This window comes from Streptomyces sp. NPDC091377, assembly GCF_044757045.1.
Lineage (GTDB): Bacteria > Actinomycetota > Actinomycetes > Streptomycetales > Streptomycetaceae > Streptomyces.
In genome coordinates this window covers 264,979-286,153 of the sequence record NZ_JBIVUE010000002.1, presented here as the reverse complement: position 1 = coordinate 286,153, position 21,175 = coordinate 264,979, and the positions used below count along the sequence as shown (strand labels likewise).

The 21,175-nt window shown below is 73.3% G+C and carries 16 protein-coding genes and 1 pseudogene; 7 read left to right on the top strand and 10 right to left on the bottom strand.

All coding sequences use genetic code 11. The features are described from left to right. Positions 1–928: 928 nt before the first annotated feature. Both ACIQNG_RS05385 and ACIQNG_RS05380 read left to right on the top strand, forming a co-directional pair. Positions 929–2,641, top strand: coding sequence for a TIGR03767 family metallophosphoesterase (locus ACIQNG_RS05385; RefSeq protein ID WP_401483037.1), 1,713 nt, complete (start codon positions 929–931; stop codon positions 2,639–2,641). A 135-nt stretch (positions 2,642–2,776) separates the two neighbouring features. Next, positions 2,777–3,916 carry a serine hydrolase domain-containing protein gene (locus ACIQNG_RS05380; protein WP_401482700.1) on the top strand — a complete coding sequence of 380 codons (1,140 nt, stop codon included), beginning with the start codon at positions 2,777–2,779 and terminating at the stop codon, positions 3,914–3,916. Positions 3,917–4,033: 117 nt separating this feature from the next. Here the strand turns inward: ACIQNG_RS05380 and ACIQNG_RS05375 are convergent, their stop codons facing one another. Both ACIQNG_RS05375 and pepN read right to left on the bottom strand, forming a co-directional pair. Next, positions 4,034–5,110, bottom strand: a complete 1,077-nt coding sequence (locus tag ACIQNG_RS05375; RefSeq protein ID WP_401430583.1) for a hypothetical protein — start codon at positions 5,108–5,110, stop codon at positions 4,034–4,036. Between the two features lie 132 nt (positions 5,111–5,242). Beyond that, positions 5,243–7,837 (bottom strand): aminopeptidase N, encoded by a 2,595-nt coding sequence (gene pepN / locus ACIQNG_RS05370; RefSeq protein WP_401482699.1) that lies wholly within the window; start codon positions 7,835–7,837, stop codon positions 5,243–5,245. 136 nt (positions 7,838–7,973) lie between these two features. Here pepN and ACIQNG_RS05365 point away from each other — a divergent pair, with 136 nt between their 5' ends. Continuing rightward, complete coding sequence (locus ACIQNG_RS05365) at positions 7,974–8,636, top strand: DsbA family protein (RefSeq protein WP_401482698.1); 663 nt, start codon at positions 7,974–7,976, stop codon at positions 8,634–8,636. A gap of 437 nt (positions 8,637–9,073) precedes the next feature. Here the strand turns inward: ACIQNG_RS05365 and ACIQNG_RS05360 are convergent, their stop codons facing one another. Both ACIQNG_RS05360 and ACIQNG_RS05355 read right to left on the bottom strand, forming a co-directional pair. Then, positions 9,074–10,498 carry an FGGY family carbohydrate kinase gene (locus ACIQNG_RS05360; RefSeq protein WP_401482697.1) on the bottom strand — a complete coding sequence of 475 codons (1,425 nt, stop codon included), beginning with the start codon at positions 10,496–10,498 and terminating at the stop codon, positions 9,074–9,076. Between the two features lie 71 nt (positions 10,499–10,569). After that, complete coding sequence (locus ACIQNG_RS05355; RefSeq protein WP_401430575.1) at positions 10,570–11,607, bottom strand: NAD(P)-dependent oxidoreductase; 1,038 nt, start codon at positions 11,605–11,607, stop codon at positions 10,570–10,572. 181 nt (positions 11,608–11,788) lie between these two features. Between ACIQNG_RS05355 and ACIQNG_RS05350 the strand changes: the two genes are divergently transcribed. After that, positions 11,789–13,216, top strand: coding sequence for an FGGY-family carbohydrate kinase (locus tag ACIQNG_RS05350; RefSeq protein WP_401482696.1), 1,428 nt, complete (start codon positions 11,789–11,791; stop codon positions 13,214–13,216). Positions 13,217–13,251: 35 nt separating this feature from the next. Then, positions 13,252–13,866, top strand: a complete 615-nt coding sequence (locus ACIQNG_RS05345) for a histidine phosphatase family protein (protein ID WP_401482695.1) — start codon at positions 13,252–13,254, stop codon at positions 13,864–13,866. A gap of 110 nt (positions 13,867–13,976) precedes the next feature. Here the strand turns inward: ACIQNG_RS05345 and ACIQNG_RS05340 are convergent, their stop codons facing one another. Further along, positions 13,977–14,618 (bottom strand): superoxide dismutase, encoded by a 642-nt coding sequence (locus ACIQNG_RS05340; RefSeq protein ID WP_401482694.1) that lies wholly within the window; start codon positions 14,616–14,618, stop codon positions 13,977–13,979. Between the two features lie 233 nt (positions 14,619–14,851). Between ACIQNG_RS05340 and ACIQNG_RS05335 the strand changes: the two are divergent. Next, positions 14,852–14,989, top strand: a pseudogene (locus ACIQNG_RS05335) (tRNA (adenosine(37)-N6)-threonylcarbamoyltransferase complex transferase subunit TsaD); the annotation flags it as partial. A 2-nt stretch (positions 14,990–14,991) separates the two neighbouring features. After that, on the top strand, positions 14,992–15,561 hold the full coding sequence (locus ACIQNG_RS05330; RefSeq protein WP_401482693.1) for a GNAT family N-acetyltransferase: 570 nt from the start codon (positions 14,992–14,994) through the stop codon (positions 15,559–15,561). A 42-nt stretch (positions 15,562–15,603) separates the two neighbouring features. Here the strand turns inward: ACIQNG_RS05330 and ACIQNG_RS05325 are convergent, their stop codons facing one another. The 5 genes from ACIQNG_RS05325 to ACIQNG_RS05305 form a co-directional block, all read right to left on the bottom strand. Then, positions 15,604–16,920 carry an MFS transporter gene (locus ACIQNG_RS05325; RefSeq protein WP_401482692.1) on the bottom strand — a complete coding sequence of 439 codons (1,317 nt, stop codon included), beginning with the start codon at positions 16,918–16,920 and terminating at the stop codon, positions 15,604–15,606. Between the two features lie 68 nt (positions 16,921–16,988). Then, a complete protein-coding gene (locus tag ACIQNG_RS05320; protein ID WP_401482691.1) occupies positions 16,989–17,813 on the bottom strand; it encodes an ABC transporter ATP-binding protein in 825 nt (274 codons plus the stop codon). A 72-nt stretch (positions 17,814–17,885) separates the two neighbouring features. Continuing rightward, the gene (locus tag ACIQNG_RS05315) at positions 17,886–18,938 is read right to left on the bottom strand and encodes a FecCD family ABC transporter permease (protein ID WP_401482690.1); all 1,053 of its coding nucleotides are present in this window, start codon (positions 18,936–18,938) and stop codon (positions 17,886–17,888) included. Next, positions 18,935–19,978, bottom strand: a complete 1,044-nt coding sequence (locus tag ACIQNG_RS05310) for a FecCD family ABC transporter permease (RefSeq protein ID WP_401482689.1) — start codon at positions 19,976–19,978, stop codon at positions 18,935–18,937. The genes ACIQNG_RS05315 and ACIQNG_RS05310 overlap by 4 nt, the downstream gene beginning before the upstream one ends. Further along, positions 19,975–21,042: an iron-siderophore ABC transporter substrate-binding protein gene (locus ACIQNG_RS05305; protein WP_401482688.1), complete on the bottom strand. Its 1,068-nt coding sequence runs from the start codon at positions 21,040–21,042 to the stop codon at positions 19,975–19,977. Before ACIQNG_RS05305 ends, ACIQNG_RS05310 begins: the two co-directional genes overlap by 4 nt. Positions 21,043–21,175: the final 133 nt, after the last annotated feature.

Genomic DNA, 21,175 nt, shown 5'->3' with positions numbered 1-21,175 from the left:
AATTGGTGGAATGGGGAAAACCCGCGATGGGTTTCGCGGCCGTACGTCCGGGTTGGTGAGGCTTGCCCCCCCGGGGTGCCACCGGGGCACCCCAGAGGCGTTCCAGAGGTGTTCCGGAGGCGTTCCGGAGGCGGCCCCGAGGCGTTCCGGAGGCGGCCCTGAGGCGTTCCGGAGGTGTCCTGAAGGCGTCCTGATGGCGTCCTGGAGTGTCCCGGCGGGGTGGGCCTGATCGGGTCACGGCCCCACCCGTGCGACCGGGCCGGGACGGTGACCCGATCAGGCCCGCGCCGCGGGTGTCCGCGCCGGTCCGCCCCGGCGGCCGTCCGGGTCCGCGACCGCCGGGCGGCCCGTCCGGGCGGCTGTTTCCGGGCGGCGGCACGGAACACGGCGGCCCGCGCCGCCCTCCGCCCGCCGCGAGGTGACCGGCCACCATGTCGGGACCACCGCCCTCCTCGGCATCGACCCCCTGCGCGTACCGGTACCACGCCCCGGGCCGTTCCGCCCGGCCGGCCCCTCGGGCGAACTCCGGGTGACCGTCACCCGGACGGCCGACGAGCGGCCGGGGACGGGACGGTGGGGTCCGGGCGTCGTACGGCGATGGGCGTCGCGCGTTGTCGCCTCGTTCACGCACACGCCATTCCCGGTGCCGAGCATCCGGAGGAGGCGGACGTCCGCGAGCGCGGGCGGCCCGCCCCCACCTCCGACGCGTCCGCCCCGGGGAGATCGCGCCATGCCGCGCACACACTCTGCCGCCCACTCCGCCGCCGATCCGTCCACCACTCCCACCTCCCGCCCCACCGAGGGCCCTGCCACCGACGCCGGCCCGGTTGCCGGGTCCTCCACCGCCGGATCCCCCGCCGTCCCCGTCCCCGTCCCCGTCCCCGTCGCCGGTTCCGGGTGCCGTTCCGCCGAGTCCGTTGCCCGGGGCGTGGCTCGGGGTGGGGTCGATCGGCGGGGGGTGCTTGCCGTTGCCGGGGGGCTCGCTCTGTCCGCGGGGGTCGGATGTGCCCCGCGCCCCGCCGAGAGCAGGGTCGCCGCCGTGCGTGAGGCGCCGCCCTCCCGTACGGCCCCGCTCGCCCCCTACACCCGCGGCACCACCCTCTCCTCCGTCGCCGGGCCGCTCCCCGGTGACCGCTCCGGGTACCGGCGGCTCGGGGCCCGGCCGGGGTGGCGGCGGGTGGTCCGTGCCGACCTCGCCGCCCCGAAGCCGGGCCGCGCCGAGCGCCGTACGGTGCTCGCGGCCTTCGTGCAGCTCACCGATCTGCACCTCCTCGACGTCCAGCACCCGCTGCGCCTGGAGTTCGTCCGCTCGGCCGACGTGCACGCCTGGCGTCCGCAGGAGGCGCTGACCGTGCACGGCGCGATCTCCCTGGTGGAGCGGATCAACGCGCTGCGCGCGGGGCCCGCCACCGGCGCCCCGCTGCACTGCGCCATGACCACCGGCGACAACACCGACAACAACTGCGGCACCGAACTGGACTGGTTCCTCACCGTCCTGAGCGGCGGCCGGATCACCCCGAACTCCGGCGACCCGCGCCGCTACGAGGGCGTCATGAACAGCGGCCTACGCCAGTACTGGCACCCCGACTCACCCCTGCGCGACGCCGACAAGCAGCGCGGCTTCCCCCGGCTGGAGGGCTTCCTCGCCGCCGCCCTGCGCGAGGTCCGCAGCCCCGGCCTCGACCTGCCCTGGTACTCCACCGTCGGCAACCACGACTCCCTCCCGCTCGGCTGCTACGGCCACGGCGACCCCTACCTCGCCGACTTCGCCACCGGCGGCCGCAAACTGATGTCCCTGCCCGCGGACGAGGCCGAGCGGCTCCGGAAAACCATCAGGAAGGCCAAGGACCCCGTCGGCAGCCACTTCCGCGACCTGCTCAAGGCCCACGCCCGCGACCTGCGCCCGGTCACCCCCGACGAGCGCCGCGCGCCCTTCACCGCCACCGAGTACCTCACCGCCCACCTCGACCCGGCCCGCACCGGCAGCGGCCCGGTCGGCCACGGCTACTCCCGGGACAACGTCGCGGCGCGCACCCAGTACTACTCCTTCCGCATCACCGACGACGTCCTCGGCATCAGCCTCGACACCACCGACCCCGGCGGCCACTACGAGGGCTCCCTCGGCACCGCCCAGCTGGACTGGCTCGACCGCACCCTGCGCGAGAACGCCGACTCCCCGGCGGTGATCTTCAGCCATCACACCAGCACCTCCATGGACAACCCGCGCCCCGACCCGGCCCGCCCGGGCGAACGCCGCCACAACGGCGCCGAGGTCGTCGCCCTGCTGGGCCGTCACCGCAATGTCGTCGCCTGGGTCAACGGCCATATCCACCGCAACGCCGTCACCGCCCACCGGGGCCGCGGCGGCTCCGCGTTCTGGGAGATTTCCACCGCCTCGCATGTGGACTTCCCGCACCACGCGCGGATCATCGAGCTGACCGACAACCGCGACGGCACCCTCTCCGTCTTCACCACCCTGGTCGAGTCCGCGGCCCCCCGTCGCACCGACTACACCGACCTCTCCCAGACCGGTCTGGCCGCCCTGTACCGCGAACTCTCCTTCAACGCCCCCGGCGCCCGCACCGACCTGGGGGGCACCGCCCGGGACCGCAACACGGAACTGCTGGTGCGGAAGGGCTGAGGGGGGCGGCGCGGAGAAGGCCGAAACCCACTCAACCGGCCCACACCGAGCAACCTTCCGGGAAAACCCCCGGTCTTGGCCCTCGACCGAACCGTGGCCCGCCGTGTCGACGAGCGGGCGAGAAGGGGGAACGACATGACCGTACGTGCACGGGCGACCCTGGTGGCGGCGACCGCGACCGCGCTGTCGCTGGCTGTCGCCGTACCCGCGTTCGCGGCACCGTCCGGCGGCCAGCACACGGCGACCCGGGACGCGATGCGCGCCGCCGTCCAGGACGGAGTGCCCGGCGTGACGGCCACCGTACGCGACAGCCGCGGCACCTGGCGGGCCACCGAGGGTGTCGGCCATCTCAAGACGGGCGCCCCGCGCTCGGCGGACGACACCTACCGCGTCGGCAGCATCACCAAGACCTTCGTGTCCACGGTGATCCTCCAACTGGAGGCCGAGGGCGAGCTGTCGCTGGACGACACGGTGGACTCATGGCTGCCGGGCCTGGTCACCGGCAACGGCCACGACGGCCGGAAGATCACCGTGCGCCAGCTCCTCAACCACACCAGCGGAGTCTTCAGCTACACCGCGGACGACGCCTTCGCCCAGGAGTTCTTCCTCAAGGAGGGCTTCTTCAAGAACCGCTTCCGCACCTACGCCCCCCAGGAACTGGTGGCGAGGGCGATGGAGCACGCACCCGACTTCGCGCCCGGCACGTCCTGGAACTACTCCAACACCAACTACATCCTGGCCGGACTGGTCATCGAGAAGGTCACCGGCCGCCCCTACGGCGAGGCCGTCCGGGACCGCATCATCGACCCCCTCGACCTGGACGACACCTTCGTGCCCGCCGGCCGCCCGACCCTCGGCGAGCGGCACAGCCGCGCCTACTCCAAGCTGGCGCTGACCGCCGACGGACCGTCGTACGACGTCACCGTCTTCAACCCGTCCGCCGCCGGCGCCGCGGGCGAGATGGTCTCCGACTCCTCCGACCTCAACCGCTTCATGAGCGCCCTGCTGCGCGGCAAGCTGCTGCCGCCCGAGCAGCTCAAGAAGATGAAGAACACCGTCCCCGCCCCCGGCGTCCCCAACGCCACCTACGGCCTCGGGCTGATCGAGCAGAAGCTGTCCTGCGGGATCACCGTGTGGGGCCACGGCGGCGGCATCCACGGCTCCAGCACCGAGTCCGTCACCACCGCCGACGGCAAGCACAGTCTGGCCTTCAACTTCAACGGCGACTGGTCGGGCGACAGCCAGGCGGTGATCGAGGCGGAGTACTGCGGCTAAGTGACGGTCGCCGGTCCACGGCCCTGACCGCCGCACGGCATCCGGAGGCCCGCCGGATGCCGTGCGGTGCGGTGCGCGGCGGTGCGGGGCGGTGCGGTGCGAGGCGGTGCGGGGGCGTCAGCGGGGAAGGACGACGACGTACGCCGCCGGGTCCCGCTCGCCCGCCGTCATCAGCGCGGTCCGCACCACCGCCGCCTGCTGCTCCACCGCGTCCCGCAGTTTGCGCGGGGTGAGGTGGACGACGGTGATGCCGAGCCGCTCCAGGTGTTCGCGCTTACGGGCGTACTCCGACCAGAGGGCGTCCTCGTCGTGCGGGTCGCCGTGGCGCGGGGCGCGGGTGTCGAGTTCCACGGCGACGGACTGCTCGGGCCAGTAGGCGTCGAGGCCACCGAGGTGCGGGCCGCCGGGCAGCCGCAGGTCCACGTTCCACAGCGGGTCGGGCAGCCCGTGCTCGCGGACCATCCGGTACAGCCGCTCCTCGGCGACCGCCCGCCCCTCCGCCAGCAGCGAATCCACGGCGTCCACGACATGCGCCCGGTTCAGCAGTCTGGCCAGATTCAACTCCCGTACCACCGCGCCCGGTTCGCAGTGTCCGTCGCGCACCGCCTCGGTCAGCAGCAGACGCACCGCGCCCGCGTCCGACAGCCGGGCCACCGCGTCGGCCAGCGCACGCGGCACCGGCGCGACCGGGAGTCCGGTGCGCTGCTGGGGCGCGGGCGGCGCGGCGGCCCGTACGATCCGCGCCCAGCCGGTGGAGCGCAGCCGCCGGTTGCGGGGCACGAGGACGTCGATGGGGTCGAGGGAGAGCAGCGGCGGCGCCCCGGAGAAGCCGTGCAGATTCAGCGCGGCCGGCCCGGTGATCATCGCGTCGGGGTACGCGGGGGCGCCCGGCGGCTCGTGCCCGCCGTCCGGCTGTGTCGGGACCCCGGGCGGGACCTGGCGCGGGGAGGCGTACATCAGCACCGCGTGCAGCCGCTCCTCGCTGGTCGGCGGACCCGGGTGCAGCAGATAGACGCCGGGCAGCACCTGCCGCCAGGCGCCACCGCCCCGGCATCGCTCATCGGCCTCGGCGGCGGAGACCCCGTGTGCCCGCAACTGGGCCGCCGTCATCACCCGCCGCCGCACATCGGCCGGCCGGCCCAGCGGGCGCGGGGTGAGGGGGGAGACCTGGGGGAGGGGGGCGTCGTGGTTCATGCCGGGCCACTTCCCACCCGCCGCCCCTCCCTTAACCCCTGTTACCAACCCGTCGACAAATCAGGACAACCCAGCGCTAAAGTACGCATGTTCGGATACCGAAAACCTTGACTCGCCACCCGGCCGCCCCTGTTACCTGGCCGCCCCGTCGCACTCCTGTCCCCGCAGGGTCCGTGCCAGGTCGTCGCGGGACTCCAGGACCAGGCGGCGCAGGGCCGGCGCGGCGTCCTCGTGGGCGGTCAGCCAGGCGTCGGTCGCCGCGAGCGTCTCCGGGGTGTCGACCAGGGACGGGAACAGCCCCTCGACCACGTCCATGCCGATCTGGATGGACCGCTCCTCCCACACCCGCTCGATCACGGCGAAGTACCGCTCGGCGTACGGCGCCAGCAACTCCCGCTGGGACGGCTGCCCGAAGCCCGCGATCGTGGCCTCCACCAGCGCGTTGGACAGCGCGTCGGACTCCACGAGCCGCGCCCACGCCTGGGCCTTCACCGCCGCCGACGGCCGGGCCGCCAGACACCGCACCTGATGCCGCTTCCCGGACGCCGTGTCGTCCCGGGCCAGTTCGGCGGCCAGTTCCTTCTCGCCCACGACCCCGTGCACCGCGAGGGACTCAAGGAACGCCCAGCGCAGCTCCTGGTCGACCTCCAGACCCGGCAGGGACACCGTGCCGTCGAGCAGCCCGCCCAGCAGTTCGAGGTCGGCCCCGTCCGCGGCCACCCGTGCGAAGAACCGCGCCCACGCCAACTGGTGCTCGCTGCCCGCCTCGGCGGCCTGCAACCGCGTCGACGCGCCCCGCGCGAGGATCCGGCCGGTCTCCTCGCGCCGCCCGGGGGCCGTGTAGTGCACCGCCGCCGACTGCGCCCACGCGTGCAGCATCTGGAGCACCCCGATGTCGGACTCCCGGCCGCCGAACTCCAGCACCAGCTCGATGAACTCCCGGGCCGGCAGCAGCGCGTCCCGCGTCATGTTCCACAGCGCCGTCCAGCACAGCGCCCGCGCCAGCGGGTCGGACAGCAGGCCGAGGCCCTCCCGCAGGGTCGCCAGCGAGGTCTCGTCGAAGCGGATCTTGCAGTACGTCAGATCGTCGTCGTTGACCAGGACCAGCGCCGGCGCCTGCTCGCCCGCCAGTTCCCCGACGACCGTGCGCGGCCCGTCCACGTCCACCTCGGCGCGCGCGTACCGCTCCAGCGCGCCGCCCTCCGTACGCCGGTACAGACCGATCGCCACCCGGTGCGGACGCAGCCGCGGATGCGCCTCCGGCGCCTCCTGCACCACCGCAAGCTCCGCGATCCGCCCGTCCGCCGCCAGCAGCGTCTGCGGGGTCAGCGCGTTGACGCCGGCCGTCTGGAGCCAGGCGGCGGCCCACGCGCCCATGTCCCGCCCGCTGGTCTCCTCCAGCACCGACAGCAGATCACCGAGGCGCGTGTTGCCGTACGCGTTCCGCTTGAAGTAGCGCCGCGCGCCCTCCAGGAACGCGTCCTGACCGACGTACGCCACCAGTTGCTTGAGCACGGAGGCGCCCTTGGCGTACGTGATGCCGTCGAAGTTGAGCTTGGCGTCCTGGAGGTCGCGGATGTCGGCCGTCACCGGGTGGGTGGAGGGCAACTGGTCGGCCCGGTAGGCCCACGCCTTGCGGCGGTTGGCGAAGGTGATCCAGCCGTCCGTGAACCGGGTCGCGCCGACCAGCGAGAACGCGCCCATGAAGTCCGCGAAGGACTCCTTCAGCCACAGGTCGTCCCACCACTCCATGGTGACCAGGTCGCCGAACCACATGTGCGCCATCTCGTGCAGGACGACATTGGCCCGGCCCTCGTAGGACGCCCGCGTCACCTTCCCCCGGAAGATGTACTCCTCCCGGAAGGTCACCATCCCCGGGTTCTCCATCGCCCCCAGGTTGTACTCCGGCACGAACGCCTGGTCGTACTTCCCGAAGGGGTACGGGTAGTCGAAGTGGTCGTGGAAGAAGTCCAGTCCCTGCTTGGTGATCAGGAAGATGTCGTCCGCGTCGAAGTACGGCGCCAGCCCCTTGCGGCACATCGCGCCCAGCGGGATCTCCAGCTTCGTCCCATCCTCGAAGACCCGCTCGTAGGAATCCGTGACGTAGTGGTACGGCCCGGCGACGACACAGGTGATGTACGTCGAGATCGGCTTCGTCTCCGCGAACCGCCACACCCCGTCCGTGAGGGTCCCGGCGCCGTTGCTCCACACCGTCCAGCCCTCCGGCGCCCGCACCTCGAAGCGGAACGGCGCCTTGAGGTCCGGCTGCTCGAAGTTGGCGAAGACCCGGCGCGCGTCGGCCGGCTCGTACTGGGTGTACAGGTACACCTCGCCGTCCTCGGGGTCCACGAACCGGTGCAGCCCCTCACCGGTACGGGAGTAGGCGCACCGCGCGTCCACGATCAGCTCGTTGTCCGCCGCCAGGTCCTCCAGCGCGATCCGCGCCCCGTCGAAGACCTCGGCCGGGTCCAGGTCCCGTCCGTTGAGGGAGACCGCGGTGACCTCCGGCGCGATCAGGTCCGCGAAGCCGGCGGCGCCCGGCTCGGCGCAGCGGAACCGGATCGTGGTCACGGACCGGAACGTCCGCGGGCCCCCTCCCGCGCCCCCCGGGTCCCCGTCGGCCTCGCCGACGGCCGACCGCAGGTCGAGGGAGACCTCGTACCCGTCGACCGAGAGCAGGGCGGCCCGCTCCCGGGCCTCGTCGCGGGACAGATTCTCACCGGGCACGGGCGGCACTCCCTAGCATCAGGTCCAGGCTGAACAGGACCGATCCTGCCATGTGCCCCTGACGGCGGGTACCCGGGGAATGGGGTGGACAGGACCACTGTTGCCGCCAGTGTTGACCGACTTCACAGGGAGAGCCATGTCCGAGACCGCGTCCCCCGCCCCCAAGACACCCGTCGACTTCTGGTTCGACCCGGTGTGCCCCTGGGCCTGGATGACCTCCCGCTGGGTGCTGGAGGTGGAGAAAGTCCGTGACATCGAGATCCACTGGCATGTGATGAGCCTGGCGGTGCTCAACGAGGACCGGCTGGACGAGCTGCCCGAGGAATACGCGAGGAACATGCGCCCCGGCGGCAGCACCTGGGCCCCGGTCCGGGTGGTCACCGCGGCCCAGCAGCTCTACGGCGACGAGGCCGTCGGCCGTCTCTACACCGCGCTCGGCACCCGCTTCCACAACCAGCGCCTCGGTGTGAACCGCGACAGCATCGCCGCCGCCCTCGCCGACGCCGGGCTGCCGGCCGATCTGATCGACCACAGCGACAAGGACACCTACGACACCGAGTTGCGCGCCTCCCACAAGGAGGGCATCGACAAGGTCGGCCAGGAGGTCGGCACCCCGGTGATCGCCGTCCCCGGCCCCGACGGCACGGAGGTCGCCTTCTTCGGCCCCGTCGTCACCCCCGCCCCGCAGGGCGAGCACGCCGCCCGCCTCTGGGACGGCACCCTCGCGGTGGCCTCGGTCCCCGGCTTCTACGAACTGAAGCGCACCCGCACCAAGGGCCCGGACTTCAGCAACCTGTAACGGGGCCCGGGCTTCTGGGCCCCCGGGTCTGCGGGCCCTGGGCTTCCGGCCCCCGGGGCTGCGGGTCTGCGGGCCCTGGGCTTCCGGGTCTCCGGGCCCTCGGGTCTCCGGGCTCCCGGATCTTCGGGGTTCGGATCTCCGGGCCTCCGGCCCCCGGGCCCCGGCCTCCGGGCCCCCGGGCCCCCGGCCTCCGGCCCCCGACCTCCGGGCCCCGGCCCCCGGGCCTCCCGGCCTCCGGGCTTCCGAACTTCTGGGCTTCCGGGCTTCCGGGTCTCGCGGGTCTGCGGGCCTCCCGGCTATCGGATCTCCGGGCCTCGGATCTCCAGGCCCCAGGCCCCAGGCCCCAGGCCCCAGGCCCCAGGCCCCAGGCCCCAGGCCCCCAGGCCCCCAGCCCCCCAGGCCCCCAGGCCCCCAGGCCACAGAAACACCACGAACACTCAGCATCTGGCCCGTGCCCACTCCAGCCGGGTCAGATGGTCCTCGTAACCCCGTGCGTAGTACGCCACCCGTTCCGGGGCCGGTTCCACCACCCGCGTCGGTGCGGTCCATGCCGTCGTGTCCAGCGGGACCCCGAAGCGCCCGGCCGCCGCCAGCACCGCGCCCCGTGCCCCCACCTCGCCCCCGACCACCCGCAGGGGCCAGCCCAGCACCTCCGCGAGCAGCTGTGTCCAGGCGGGGCTGCGGGTGCCGCCGCCGCACACGGCGAGGGTGCCGTCCAGCCCCGCCGCCTCCAGGCAGTGCCGGGCGGCGTAGCCGATGCCCTCGCAGGTGGCCCGGACGAGATCACCCCGGGTCGACTCCAGACCGACTCCGCTCAGCTCGGCCCGCAGCCCCGGCGCCACGAACGGCGCGCGTTCCCCGGAGGGCGCGAAGTACGGCAGCACCCGCACCCCGTGCGCCCCCGGAGGGGTTCCCGCCAACAGGCCGTCGACCTCCTCGTGCGCGACGCCGGTGGTCGACAGCATCCAGTCCAGCGCGGCCGTCCCGACCATCGCGGGCATGGCCCGCAGCCGGTGTCCGGCCCGGTCCGTGGAGACGTACAGCCCGGCCGGCTCCCCGCCCAGGTCCAGTTCCTCCGTCGCCACCAGCGCGGCCAGACAGGTCCCGACGATCAGCAGCCCGTCCCCGGGCGCGGTCACCCCGGCCCCGAGCGCGCTCGCGGGCAGGTCGTACGGCCCGTTCGCCAGCCGGGTCCCGGCCGGCAGCCCCTCGCCGCGCGCCGCGCCCGTGCCGACGGGATCGCTCACCGGCGCCAGCAGCCCCCGCCGGTGCCCGAGCCCGAGCAGTTCGAGCACCCCGTCGTCGTACGTCCGGGTCCCCGGGTCCAGGAACGGCATCGACGCGTCCGACACGTCCGTCACCGCGCGGGCCGCCCCCGTGAGCCGCTGGAAGACCATGTCCTTGCAGTACACGGCGGCGCGCGCGGCATCGAGCGACGCGGGCTCGTACCGGTCGAGCCAGGCCAGCAGCGGCCCCGGGCAGCCCGGGAACATCGCGCTGCCGGTCCGCCGGAACACCGCCTCGAAGGTGCCGTCCGCGAGCCAGCCGTCGAGCAGCCGGTGAGCCCGCCCGTCCATCCAGGACACGGCCGCCCGTACCGGCCGCCCCGCCCCGTCCACCAGCCACACCCCGTCGCCCTGCCCGGTCAGCCCGGCCAGTGCGACCGGCTCGCCGGGGAAGCGGGCGGTGAGCGCGGCGAGGACGGCGACGACCGCCCCGTACACCTCGTCCATGTCCTGCTCGGCCCGCCCGTCGCGCAGCGAAAGCCCCACCGGCCGTGCCTCGACGGCCCGTTCCTGTCCGTCCGGAGCGAAGGCCGCGGCCTTGACGACGGACGTCCCGACATCGATCCCGACGTACACGCCGGCCTCCTTCACTCAAGACGCATCCGGCATCGGACATCTGACACCGGGCCTCGCGCACCGACGCCCGCTCATCCGAGGCTGTGGGCCGGTGGCTCCCCCCGGGCCCAGCGGCCGACCTCCGCCGCCGCGATCGCCGCCGCCTTCTCGGCCACCGCCCGGCTCGCACCGCCCAGATGCGGGGTGAGGACGACCCGTTCGGCCTGCGCGCGCAGCCGCGAGGCGGGCGGCAGCGGCTCGTGCGCGTAGGTGTCCAGCGCCGCCGCCGACACCTGCCCGCTCTCCAGGGCGTCGCACAGCGCCTCCTCGTCGAGCAGCGCCCCCCGCGCGGCGTTCACCACCACCGCGCCGCGCGGCAGCAGCGCCAACTCCCGTGCCCCGACGAGCCCCCGGGTCTCCTCGGTGAGCCGGGCGTGCAGGGAGATCACCCGGGAGCGGGCGAGCAACTCGTCCAGGGAGTGCACGCGCAGCCCGTGGATCTCGCCCCGGGCGTAGGGGTCGTGGACCATCACCCGCGCGCCGAAGGCGCACAGCACCCGGGCCACCCGGCTGCCGACGGCCCCGTGGCCGATCAGCCCGACCGGCAGATCCTCCAGTTCCAGCCCGCCGCGCTCATAGGTGTAGTACGTCGCCCCCGCCGCCCAGCTTCCCTGCCGGGCCAGCAGGTCATGGGCCTGCGGGAGCCGGCGCAGCGCGGCCAGCAGCAGCCCGACCGTGAATTCGGCGGTGGCGGCGGCGTTGCGGCCGGGCGCGTAACACACCCGTACGCCACGCGACCCGGCCGCCTCCGCGTTCACATTGACCGGGCCGCCCCGGCAGACCACCACCAGCCGCAGACCGGGCGCGGCGGCCAGCACCCGCTCGGTGACCGGTGCCATCTGGGTGACCAGCACCTCCCGCCCGTCCCCGAGCGCCTCGATCACCTCGTCCTCGGCGGCGCTCGCCTCCCGCACCTCGGCGACCTCCCCGAAGGGCTCCAGCGGCCAACCGAGCGTCAGCTCACGGAGATCGAACGGCCGTTCGCCCAGCTCGCGCGTCAGGGCCGTACGGATCAGGGAGGGGAGGACGAAATGGTCCCCGGCGGCAACGATACGCAGCGTCTCGTTCATGGCGGTACGCCTCCGTCTCGGCGTGCTGATGTCCTGTCCGGTCCCACGGAACGGGTCTCTTCACACATCGCGTCGACTTGTCAGCAGAGGGTGGAACGAGAGAGGAGACCCGTCAATCCCCCGCGCGAGCGGGCATCCGATACAGAGCGGGCGACCGACGGCCGGGTGAGGAGGCGCACCGATGGTGACGTGGCTGGGGATCGATGTCGGGACCCAGGGTGTGCGGGCCCTGCTGGTCGCCCTCGACGGCACGGTGCTCGGCGAGGGCGCCGCCCCGCTCACCGGCCGCCGCGACGGGAACCGGCACGAGCAGGACCCGGCCCACTGGTGGCGGGCGGTCTGTGCGGCGGCCCGCCGGGCGACCGAGGGCGCCGCACCCGTCACCGGCGTCGCCGTCTGCGCCACCTCCGGCACGGTCCTCCTCACCGACCGGCGGGGCCGCCCGACCTCCCCGGCCCTGATGTACGACGACGGACGCGCCGCCGCCCACGGCGCCCGGGCCCGTACCGCCGGACTCGCGGTGCAGGACACCTGGGCGCTGCCGAAGGCCCGCTGGCTGACCGAGACGTACGGGCCGGGCCGGCTCACCCACCAGTCGGACGTGATCACCGCGCACCTGGTGGGCCGCCCCGTACCGACAGACTCCAGCAACGCCCTGAAGTCGGCGTACGACGTCCAGCGCGACACCTGGCCCGACATCCTCGGCCTCCCGGACGGGGCGCTGCCCGACGTCGTACGCCCCGGCACCCGCCTCGGAGCGGTCTGCCCGGCCGCCGCCGAGGCCACCGGCATCCCCGCCGGCACCCCGGTCGTCGCCGGGACGACCGACGGCTGCGCGGCCCAGATCGCCTCGGGCGCGCTGGACGAGGGCGCCTGGAACTCCGTCCTCGGCACGACCCTCGTCCTCAAGGGCGTCTCCGCGACCCCCCTCCGCGACTCCACCGGCGTGATCTACAACCACCGCGCCCCGGACGGGGCCTGGCTGCCCGGCGGGGCCTCCAGCGTGGGCGCCGGGGTGCTGACGGCGGCGTTCCCGGGCGCGGACCCGGCGGCGATGGACACCCGCGCGGCGGCCTTCGAACCGTCCGGCGCGGTCGCCTACCCCCTGGTCTCACCGGGGGAGCGCTTCCCGTTCCTGGCCCCCGACGCCACGGCCCTGGTCCTCGGCGAACCCGGCGGCGACGCCGACCTGTGGGCCGCGCTCCTCCAGGGCGTCGCCTTCACCGAACGCCTCTGCCTGGACCACGTCGACCAGCTGGGCGCCCCCGTCCGCGGCCCCCTCACCTTCACCGGCGGCGCCACCCGCAGCGCCTACTGGAACCGGCTGCGCACCGACGTCCTGGCCCGCCCGGTCCACCTGCCCGCCCACCCCGAACCGGCCCTGGGCATGGCGGCCCTGGCGGCCTACGCCACACAGGGCGCGGCCTCCCTGTCCGACATCACCCGCACGATGGTCCGCGTCGCCACCACCCTCACCCCCACCCCGGCCCGCACCGCCCGCTTCGCCGAGCCCTACACCCGTCTGATCACCGCCCTGGAGACCCGGGGCTGGCTCCCGACCCCCCTCGCCACCCACGCGCGCGCCCGAATGGAGCAGGACACCCTTTAGGACCATCGGCAAGCGCTGCGTCATACTGCCGGACCATGACCGCGACGCTCCTCCTGGCCCGGCACGGCGAGACGATCTGGCACGCCGAGAACCGCTACGCGGGCAGCAGCGACATCCCGCTCACCGACCGCGGCCGGGCCCAGGCACGGACCCTGGGCCGGTGGGCGGCGGCCCACCCCGTGGACGCGATCTGGACCTCACCGCTCTCCCGGGCCATCGACACCGCGGCCCCGGCCTGCGCCGCCCTCGCCCTCACCCCGCACCGCGAACCGGCCCTGGCGGAATGCGACTTCGGCGTCCAGGAGGGCCGTACCCTCGCGGAGTACGCCGAGCGGGACCCGGCCGCCGCGCGGGCCTTCGTCCGGGATCCGGTGGCCCACCCCTTCCCCCGCTCCGAGAACCCCGCCTCCGCCGCGGACCGGGGCGCCGCCACCCTCCGCCGGATCGCCGGGGCCCATCCCGGCGGGCGGGTCCTGGTGGTGGCCCACAACACCCTGCTCAGGCTGACCCTGTGCGCGCTGCTGTCGATCCCGCTGGGCGAGTACCGCCGGGTCTTCCCGAAGCTGCGCAACACGGCCCTCACCGAACTGCGCGTCGGCCCCGAGGGACGGGCGGCGCTGCTGTCGCTCAACGTCCCCGCCACCGGCTGACCACCGCGACAAAGAGCCCCCGCGAGTCACGTCCTCGCGGGGGCTCTCCTCACTCCGCCCGCCCGGTGATGGTGGAGAAGACGATCACGAGGCAGGGCGTTCTGGGTGGCTCAGGGAGCCAGCAGCAGGACGTCGGCGCGGGACTTGGCGGCGTCGTAGCGGCGGGCGACGTCCTGCCAGTTGACGACGGCCCACATCGCGTCGATGAAGTCGACCTTCTGGTTCTTGTACTGGAGGTAGAAGGCGTGCTCCCAGGCGTCGAAGACCAGGATGGGGGTGGAGCCCTGGCCGACGTTGCCCTGGTGGTCGTAGACCTGTTCCACGATGAGCCGGCCGCTGAGCTGCTCGTAGGCCAGGACGCCCCAGCCGGAGCCCTGGGTGGTGGCGGCGGCCTTGCCGAGCTGGGCCTTGAAGTGCGCGAACGAGCCGAAGGACTCGGCGATCGCGCCCGCCAGCTCACCGACCCCGTCCTGCTCCAGGGGCTCGCCGCCGCCCTCACCGGTCATGTTGTGCCAGTAGATGGAGTGCAGGATGTGACCCGAGAGATGGAAGGCCAGGTTCTTCTCCAGGCCGTTGATCGAGCCCCACGTCTCCTTGTCCCGCGCCTCCGCGAGCTGCTCCAGGGTGTCGTTGGCGCCCTTCACATAGGCCGCGTGGTGCTTGTCGTGGTGCAGCTCGATGATCTCGGGGCTGATCACGGGGGCCAGCGCGGAGTAGTCGTAGGGAAGCTCCGGGAGCGTGTATACCGCCATGTTCAACGTCCTCCGAGTAATTGCCACTGATGTGCAGTTGCACGCTAACAGCAAGAGGGGTGTGGCGCCGATGAGGCGTTGGTCCTAGGTCTTCGGTCGCGTCGCGCCGCAGCGGACTGGGGCGTTCATGTCGCCGCTAGGGATGTGCACCCGCCCCGTCCTTGTTGCACACTATGTGCAACAACATATCCTGTGCAGAAAGGTCGCTGATGGCTTCTCCGATCGTGCTCGGTGTCGAGTCGCTGGCCGAGGAGCGCTGCCGGGGCGCCGGGATCGAGTTGAGGGTGCCGCCGCCGCGGCTGTGCACGGACAACGGGGCGATGATCGCCGCCGTGGGTGACCTGTTGGTGCGGGCCGAGGCGGTGGCGGCCTGATGACCGACGTCCAGGCCCTCTCCGGCGACGCCCTGCTCTCCCACACCGCCGCCCTGCGCTCGCTCTATGTGGACGCCTTCTGCGCGCCGCCCTGGAACGAGGACGAGAGCAGGGCGACGGAGTTCACCGACCGTCTCCTGACGGACGTACGCCGTCCCGGGTTCGCCGCGGCCGTCGCCGTGCGGGAAGGGGAACCGGTCGGTTTCGCCACCGGCTGGACCACCCTCGACCCCTTCCCCGGCGACCGCAGTTACCCGCAGGTCGTCGCGGCGCTGGGGGCCCGGGACACCGCGGACTGGCTGATGGGGGCCCGGGAGATCGACACACTCGTCGTCAGCCACGCGGCCCACGGGACCGGGGTCGCGTCATCCCTGCTGCGGACCGTCGTCGCCGGCGCGCCGGGCGGCCGGTCCTGGCTGCTGACCTCCGCCGGGGCGCCACGCGCGGTGGCGTTCTACCGCCGTGAGGGCTGGGCCCAGGTCACCCACCCCTCCCCCGACGGCAAAGGGATCGTGGTGTTCCTCGGCCCCGGGCACCCTGGCGCCGCGCTCGCCGCCGAGCCGTTGTGAGGACGACGAGCGCGGGCCGGCGGCGGACGCGGACCGCTTGAGTCAGTGGTCCTCCTGCGGAACCGTTTCCCGGGTGGGTGTGGGGGGCGGCTCGTCCTGCTGGGCTCGGCGGTGGGCCTCGGCGTCGGGGTCGGTTCGGGCGTCGTAGCTGAGGAGTCTGGGCAGGGCGAGGGTGAGCAGGCCGACCGTGGCGACGCAGGCGAGGCCGCCGGTCCAGAAGGCCGGGCGGGCGCCGGTCCAGCCGGCCGTCACTCCGGCACGGACCTGGCCGAGTTGGGGGCCGACGCTGTAGGAGAGGACTTCGATACCGGCGAGTCGGCCGCGCAGCCGGTCGGGAATGGTCTGGTTCCAGATGGTGGAGCGGCCCAGACCGCTCAGCATGTCCCCCGCTCCCGCGAGGGCGAGGCACAGCAGCACCAGCCAGATCTGCGACATCCAGCCGGCCGCCGCGATGGCCAGACCCCACGCGGTGGCGCCGAACACCACCAGCAGGCCGTGCCGTTGGGTGCGGGACACCCAGCCGCTGGTCAGGCTGACCACCAGCGATCCGACCGCCCCGGCCGCGTACATCAGCCCCAGCGCCCAGTCAGCGTCGAGTTCGTCGGCGAGGAACGGGAAGATGGTGTTCGGGAAGGCGAAGAACATCGCCGCCAGATCGATCGCGTACGTGCCCAGCAGCACCGGCTTGGACCAGGCGTACCGGGCTCCTTCCACGATGCCGCGCCAGGACGGCTTGGCCGCGTGTTCGATGGGCGGCACGGGCGAGAGACGGCGGCACAGCAGGACCGACACGGCGAAGCCGACGACCGTGGTGGCGTAGGCGGGGACGTTGCCCGCGTAGGCCACCACGAGGCCCGCGAGCGCGGGCCCGGCGATGGCGCCGATCTGCCAGCGCAGGGCGTTCAGGGCGGCTGCCGCGGCAAGCTGGTCGTGGGGGACGATCCGGGCCAGCAGTGAGTCCAGGGCGGGGCGTTGGAGCCCGGCGAGGGCCGCCACCGCCGCCGCCACCAGGTACAGCGGCCACAGCATGGGCTGCGGCAGCATCGCGTTGACCAGCAGGATGACGGCCAGCACGCCCAGTCCGGCCTCGGTCAGCACGATGACCTTGCGGCGGTCCACCGCGTCGGCGAGGGCTCCGCCGTACAGGCCGAAGACGACCAGGGGCACCAGTTCCACGGCGCCCATCGCGCCCACGGCGAGGGGTGAGCCGGTCAGCTCCTTGATCTGGAGCGGCAGCGCGATCAGCGCCATCACGCTGCCGAGATAGGTGATCAGGCCCTGCACCCACAGCAGACGGAAGTCCCGTGAGGAGTGCCAGGGGGCCAGGTCGGGCAGGAGCGCGGCGAGCTTCGTCTTCATGACGCGGCGGCTCCCGGCCGTCTGCTGCCTGAGGGCCGGCGGGTGGTGGGCATGAGGTGACTCCGCATCTAGCAGTTGGTTCCGACGCCCTCGGCCGTCGAGTGGTGGCGGCCGATCGGCAGCACGAGCGGCTTGCCGGACAGCGGGTCCTCGATGACGCGGCTCTCCATGCCGTACAGGGCGCGCACCGTATTCTCCGTCATCACCTCTTCGGGCGTTCCGGCGGCGTGCAGTCGTCCGGCGGCCAGGGCGATGAGGCGGTCCGCGTAGCGGGCGGCCAGGTTGAGGTCGTGCAGGACCATGACGATGGTGGTGCCCCGGGTGCGGTTGAGGTCGGTGAGCAGGTCGAGGACCTCGATCTGGTGGCTGATGTCGAGGAACGTGGTGGGTTCGTCGAGCAGCAGCAGATCGGTCTGCTGGGCCAGTGCCATCGCGATCCACACCCGCTGGCGCTGGCCGCCGGAGAGTTCGTCGACCGCCCGGTCCACCAGGTCGGTGGTGCGGGTGGCCTCCAGCGCCCCGGCGACCGCGGCGTCGTCCTTCGCCGTCCAGCGGGCGAAGGCGCGCTGGTGGGGGTGGCGGCCCCGGCCGACCAGGTCCAGGACGGTGATGCCCTCGGGGCTGACCGGTGCCTGCGGCAGCAGCCCCAGGGTGCGGGCGAGTTCCTTGGCCGGAGTGCGGTGGACCTCCCTGCCGTCCAGGACGACCCGCCCGGTGCGCGGGGCGAGCAGCCGGGACATGGAGCGCAACAGGGTGGACTTGCCGCAGGCGTTGGCACCGACGATGACGGTGATCCGCCCGGCGGCGAGGGTCAGGTCCAGGCCCTCGATGACGGCCCGGTCGCCGTAGCCGAGGGTGAGGTTCTCGGTGACGAGGGTGTGGGACGCGGTCACTTCGCACCTCCGGCCCCATTGATGCGGACGACGGTCACAGGGAGCCTCCGGCCCTGTTGATGCGGACGACGGTCACAGGGAGCCTCCGGCCCGGTGGGTGCGGACGATCAGATGGACGAGGTAGGGCGCGCCGAGGACGCCGGTGACGACGCCCACGGGGTAGCGGACGTCGAAGGCGTACTGGCCGGTGAAGTCGGCGACCAGGACGAGCAGGGCCCCGACCAGGCCGGCGGGGACCAGCAGGGAGCCGCCCGTTCCGACGAGGCGCGCGGCGATCGGCCCGGACAGGAAGGCGACGAACGCGATCGGTCCGGCGGCGGCGGTCGCGAAGGCGATCAGTCCGACGGCCGCGACGATCACCGTGACGCGGGTGCGTTCGACCCGGACGCCGAGCGCGGACGCGGTGTCGTCGCCGAGGCTCAGCGCGCTCAGCTCGCGGGCCCGGGACAGGAGCACCGGGACGAGCACCAGCACGGCGAGGACGGTGGGTACGGTCTCCTGCCAGGTGGTGCCGTTGAGGCTGCCCGTGAGCCAGCGCATGGCCTCCTGGAGGTCCCAAGCGCCGGCCTGCGACAGGACGTACGAGGTGACGCTGTCGAGCAGGGCGGCGACGCCGATGCCGATCAGGATGAGCCGGGTGCCGGCGACCCCGTCGCGGAAGGCGAGGGTGTAGACGAGCAGGGCCACGCCGAGCGCGGCGGCGATGGCGACGGCGGAGACCGCGGTCTCGCTGAGGGAGAAGCTCACGATGGCGAGGGCCGCCGCCGTGCTCGCTCCGGCGCTGATGCCGATGATGTCGGGGCTGGCGAGCGGGTTGCGGAGCATCGTCTGGAAGGTGACACCGGCGATGCCGAAGCTGAGTCCGGCGGTCAGGGCGAGCACCGCGCGCGGCAGCCGCAGGGTGCCGACGGTGAACGAGGCGCCCGGGACCTGCTCGCCCAGGATGACGCGCAGCACGTCACGCGCCGGGTAGAAGGTGTTCCCGGCCATCAGGGTCACCGCGAACGCGGCGACGACGAGAAGGGCGAGGGTGAGGACGATCAGCCGCCGCCGGTACGCGCCGCGCAGCCGTGCTCGGGTGACCGTCCGCAGGGTGGAGGGGCCGGTGACTGCGGGGGCGCTCACAGGGACCTGACCTTCTGCCGGCGGACGATGTGGATGAAGAAGGGGGCCCCGATCAGGGCGGTCACGATGCCGACGGCGATCTCGGACGGCCGGGCCACGACCCGCCCCACCACATCCGCGACCGTCAGGAGGATCGCGCCGCTGAGCGCGGAGAAGGGCAGCAGCCAGCGGTGGTCGACGCCCACCAGGAGCCGGCAGGCGTGCGGGACGAGGAGTCCGACGAAGGCGATCGGTCCGGCGACGGCGGTGGAGGCGCCGCAGAGCACGACCGCGCCGAGTGCCGCACCGGCCCGCACCAGGGCCACCCGCTCGCCGAGCCCGGCGGCCAGGTCGTCGCCCAGGGCGAGCGAGTTGAGGGCGCGGGCGGAGGCCAGGCAGATCAGGAACCCGGCGGCGAGGAAGGGCACGACGGTGCCGAGCTGGGGGTAGGAGGCGCCCCCGACGCCGCCGATCTGCCAGAGGCGGAAGGTGTCGGAGATGTCGTTGCGGGGCAGGACGACGGCGCTGACCAGTGAGGCGAGCGCGGCGGAGATGGCGGCTCCGGCGAGGGCCAGCTTCAGCGGGGTGGCCCCGCCGCGTCCCAGCGAGCCGACGGCGTACACGAAGCCCGCGGTCAGGCCCGCGCCCAGCAGGGCCACCCAGATGTAGCCGGAGACCGACCCGAGGCCGAAGTGGGCGATGGCGGTGACGACGGCGAGTGAGGCGCCCATGTTGACGCCGAGGATGCCGGGGTCGGCCAGCGGGTTGCGGGTCACCCCCTGCATCACCGCGCCGGCCAGTCCCAGGGCGGCGCCCACGACGACGGCGAGGAGGGTGCGCGGTACGCGTTTGGCGACCGCGGCCTCCTCCAGGGTGCGCTCCGCGCCGCCGAGCGCCGCCCCCACGTCGGTCCAGGTGACGTCCCGGGAGCCGAGGGCGAGGGAGGCCGTCATGGCGGCGACGAGGACCGCGACGAGGACGAGGAGCCAGAGCAGGCGGACGCGCACCGGACGCCGGACGAGGACCGGGTCCGGTGCGCGGGGGAGGTCGGTGACGGTCACGCGGCCTTGTCCGCGGCCTCGGCGAGCGCCTTGATGTAGTCCTCCAGCACGAACGGGATGGACAGCGGGGTCGGGTTCGCGGCGGTGGCCAGGGGGGTGCTGCCGGGCAGCAGGTAGAGGGAGTCCCGCTCGACGGCGGCGAGCTTCGAGGTGAGCGGGTCGTCCTTGAGGGCCCCCAGCAGTTCGCCCTTGTCGTCGCCGTAGCCGGTGATGATGTCGACGTCGTTGAAGTCGTCGATGCGCTCGGCGCTCTTGGTGAGGACGAACTTCTTCGTCGTCGCGGAGGGCTCGGAGACACTGGCGGGGATCTTCATGCCCAGGTCGGTGAAGAACTGGGTACGGGTGTCGTGGGTGGTGTAGAAGCCGACCTGGCTGACGTCCTTTGACGACACATGGGTCATGAACATCGCCGACTTGCCCTTGAGCTGCGGGTACTTGGCGACGGTCCGGTCGATCCGCCCCTCCAGGTCGCCGATCAGCCGGTCGCCTTCGTCGGCCAGTCCGATGGCCTTGCTGTTCAGGCGGATGATGTCGCGCCACGGGGTCGCCCAGGCGGCCTCGGGGTAGGCCACGACGGGGGCGATCCGGCTGAGGGTCTCGTAGTCCTGCTCGCTGAGTCCGGAGTAGGAGGCGAGGATGACATCGGGCCTGGTGTCGGCGACGGCCTCGAAGTCGATGCCGTCGGTCTCGTCGAACAAGACCGGGGTCTTCGCGTCGAGTTCTTTCAGACGCTTCTCGGTCCAGGGGAGCACTCCGTCGCCGTCGTCGTCCCCGAAGGTGGCCTTCGCCATGCCGACCGGGACGACGCCGAGGGCCAGCGGCACTTCGTCGTTGGCCCAGTTCACGGTGGCCACCCGCTGGGGCTCGGCGGGGATCTCGGTGCTCCCCAGGGCGTGCTCGATCGTCACGGGGAACTGGCTGGAGCGGTCGGCGCCGGCACTCGTGCCGTCCTTGCCGACTCCGCCGTCCTTGTCGTCCTTGTCGGAGGTCTGGCCACCGCAGGCGGTGAGGCCGATCAGCAGGGCGGCCACGAGGGCGGGCACACGAAGGCGCGGGGTTCTCATCGACCCGTGTCACTTTCCAGGTTAGGTAAGGCTTGCCTGCACAGATTAGGGAGCCGGGGCGGCCCGGAGCAATCAAGCCTTTTCGACAGCCCTTGTAGCGAGTCGGACATCCCTCGGGCGCCGCACCACCGGG

Coding starts and splice junctions, on each gene's coding strand:
- ACIQNG_RS05325 (WP_401482692.1), bottom strand. CDS start 16,920: ATGAAGACGAAGCTCGCCGCGCTCCTGCCCGACCTGGCCCCCTGGCAC.
- ACIQNG_RS05350 (WP_401482696.1), top strand. CDS start 11,789: ATGGTGACGTGGCTGGGGATCGATGTCGGGACCCAGGGTGTGCGGGCC.
- ACIQNG_RS05365 (WP_401482698.1), top strand. CDS start 7,974: ATGTCCGAGACCGCGTCCCCCGCCCCCAAGACACCCGTCGACTTCTGG.
- ACIQNG_RS05345 (WP_401482695.1), top strand. CDS start 13,252: ATGACCGCGACGCTCCTCCTGGCCCGGCACGGCGAGACGATCTGGCAC.
- ACIQNG_RS05355 (WP_401430575.1), bottom strand. CDS start 11,607: ATGAACGAGACGCTGCGTATCGTTGCCGCCGGGGACCATTTCGTCCTC.
- ACIQNG_RS05375 (WP_401430583.1), bottom strand. CDS start 5,110: ATGAACCACGACGCCCCCCTCCCCCAGGTCTCCCCCCTCACCCCGCGC.
- ACIQNG_RS05340 (WP_401482694.1), bottom strand. CDS start 14,618: ATGGCGGTATACACGCTCCCGGAGCTTCCCTACGACTACTCCGCGCTG.
- ACIQNG_RS05305 (WP_401482688.1), bottom strand. CDS start 21,042: ATGAGAACCCCGCGCCTTCGTGTGCCCGCCCTCGTGGCCGCCCTGCTG.
- ACIQNG_RS05330 (WP_401482693.1), top strand. CDS start 14,992: ATGACCGACGTCCAGGCCCTCTCCGGCGACGCCCTGCTCTCCCACACC.
- ACIQNG_RS05380 (WP_401482700.1), top strand. CDS start 2,777: ATGACCGTACGTGCACGGGCGACCCTGGTGGCGGCGACCGCGACCGCG.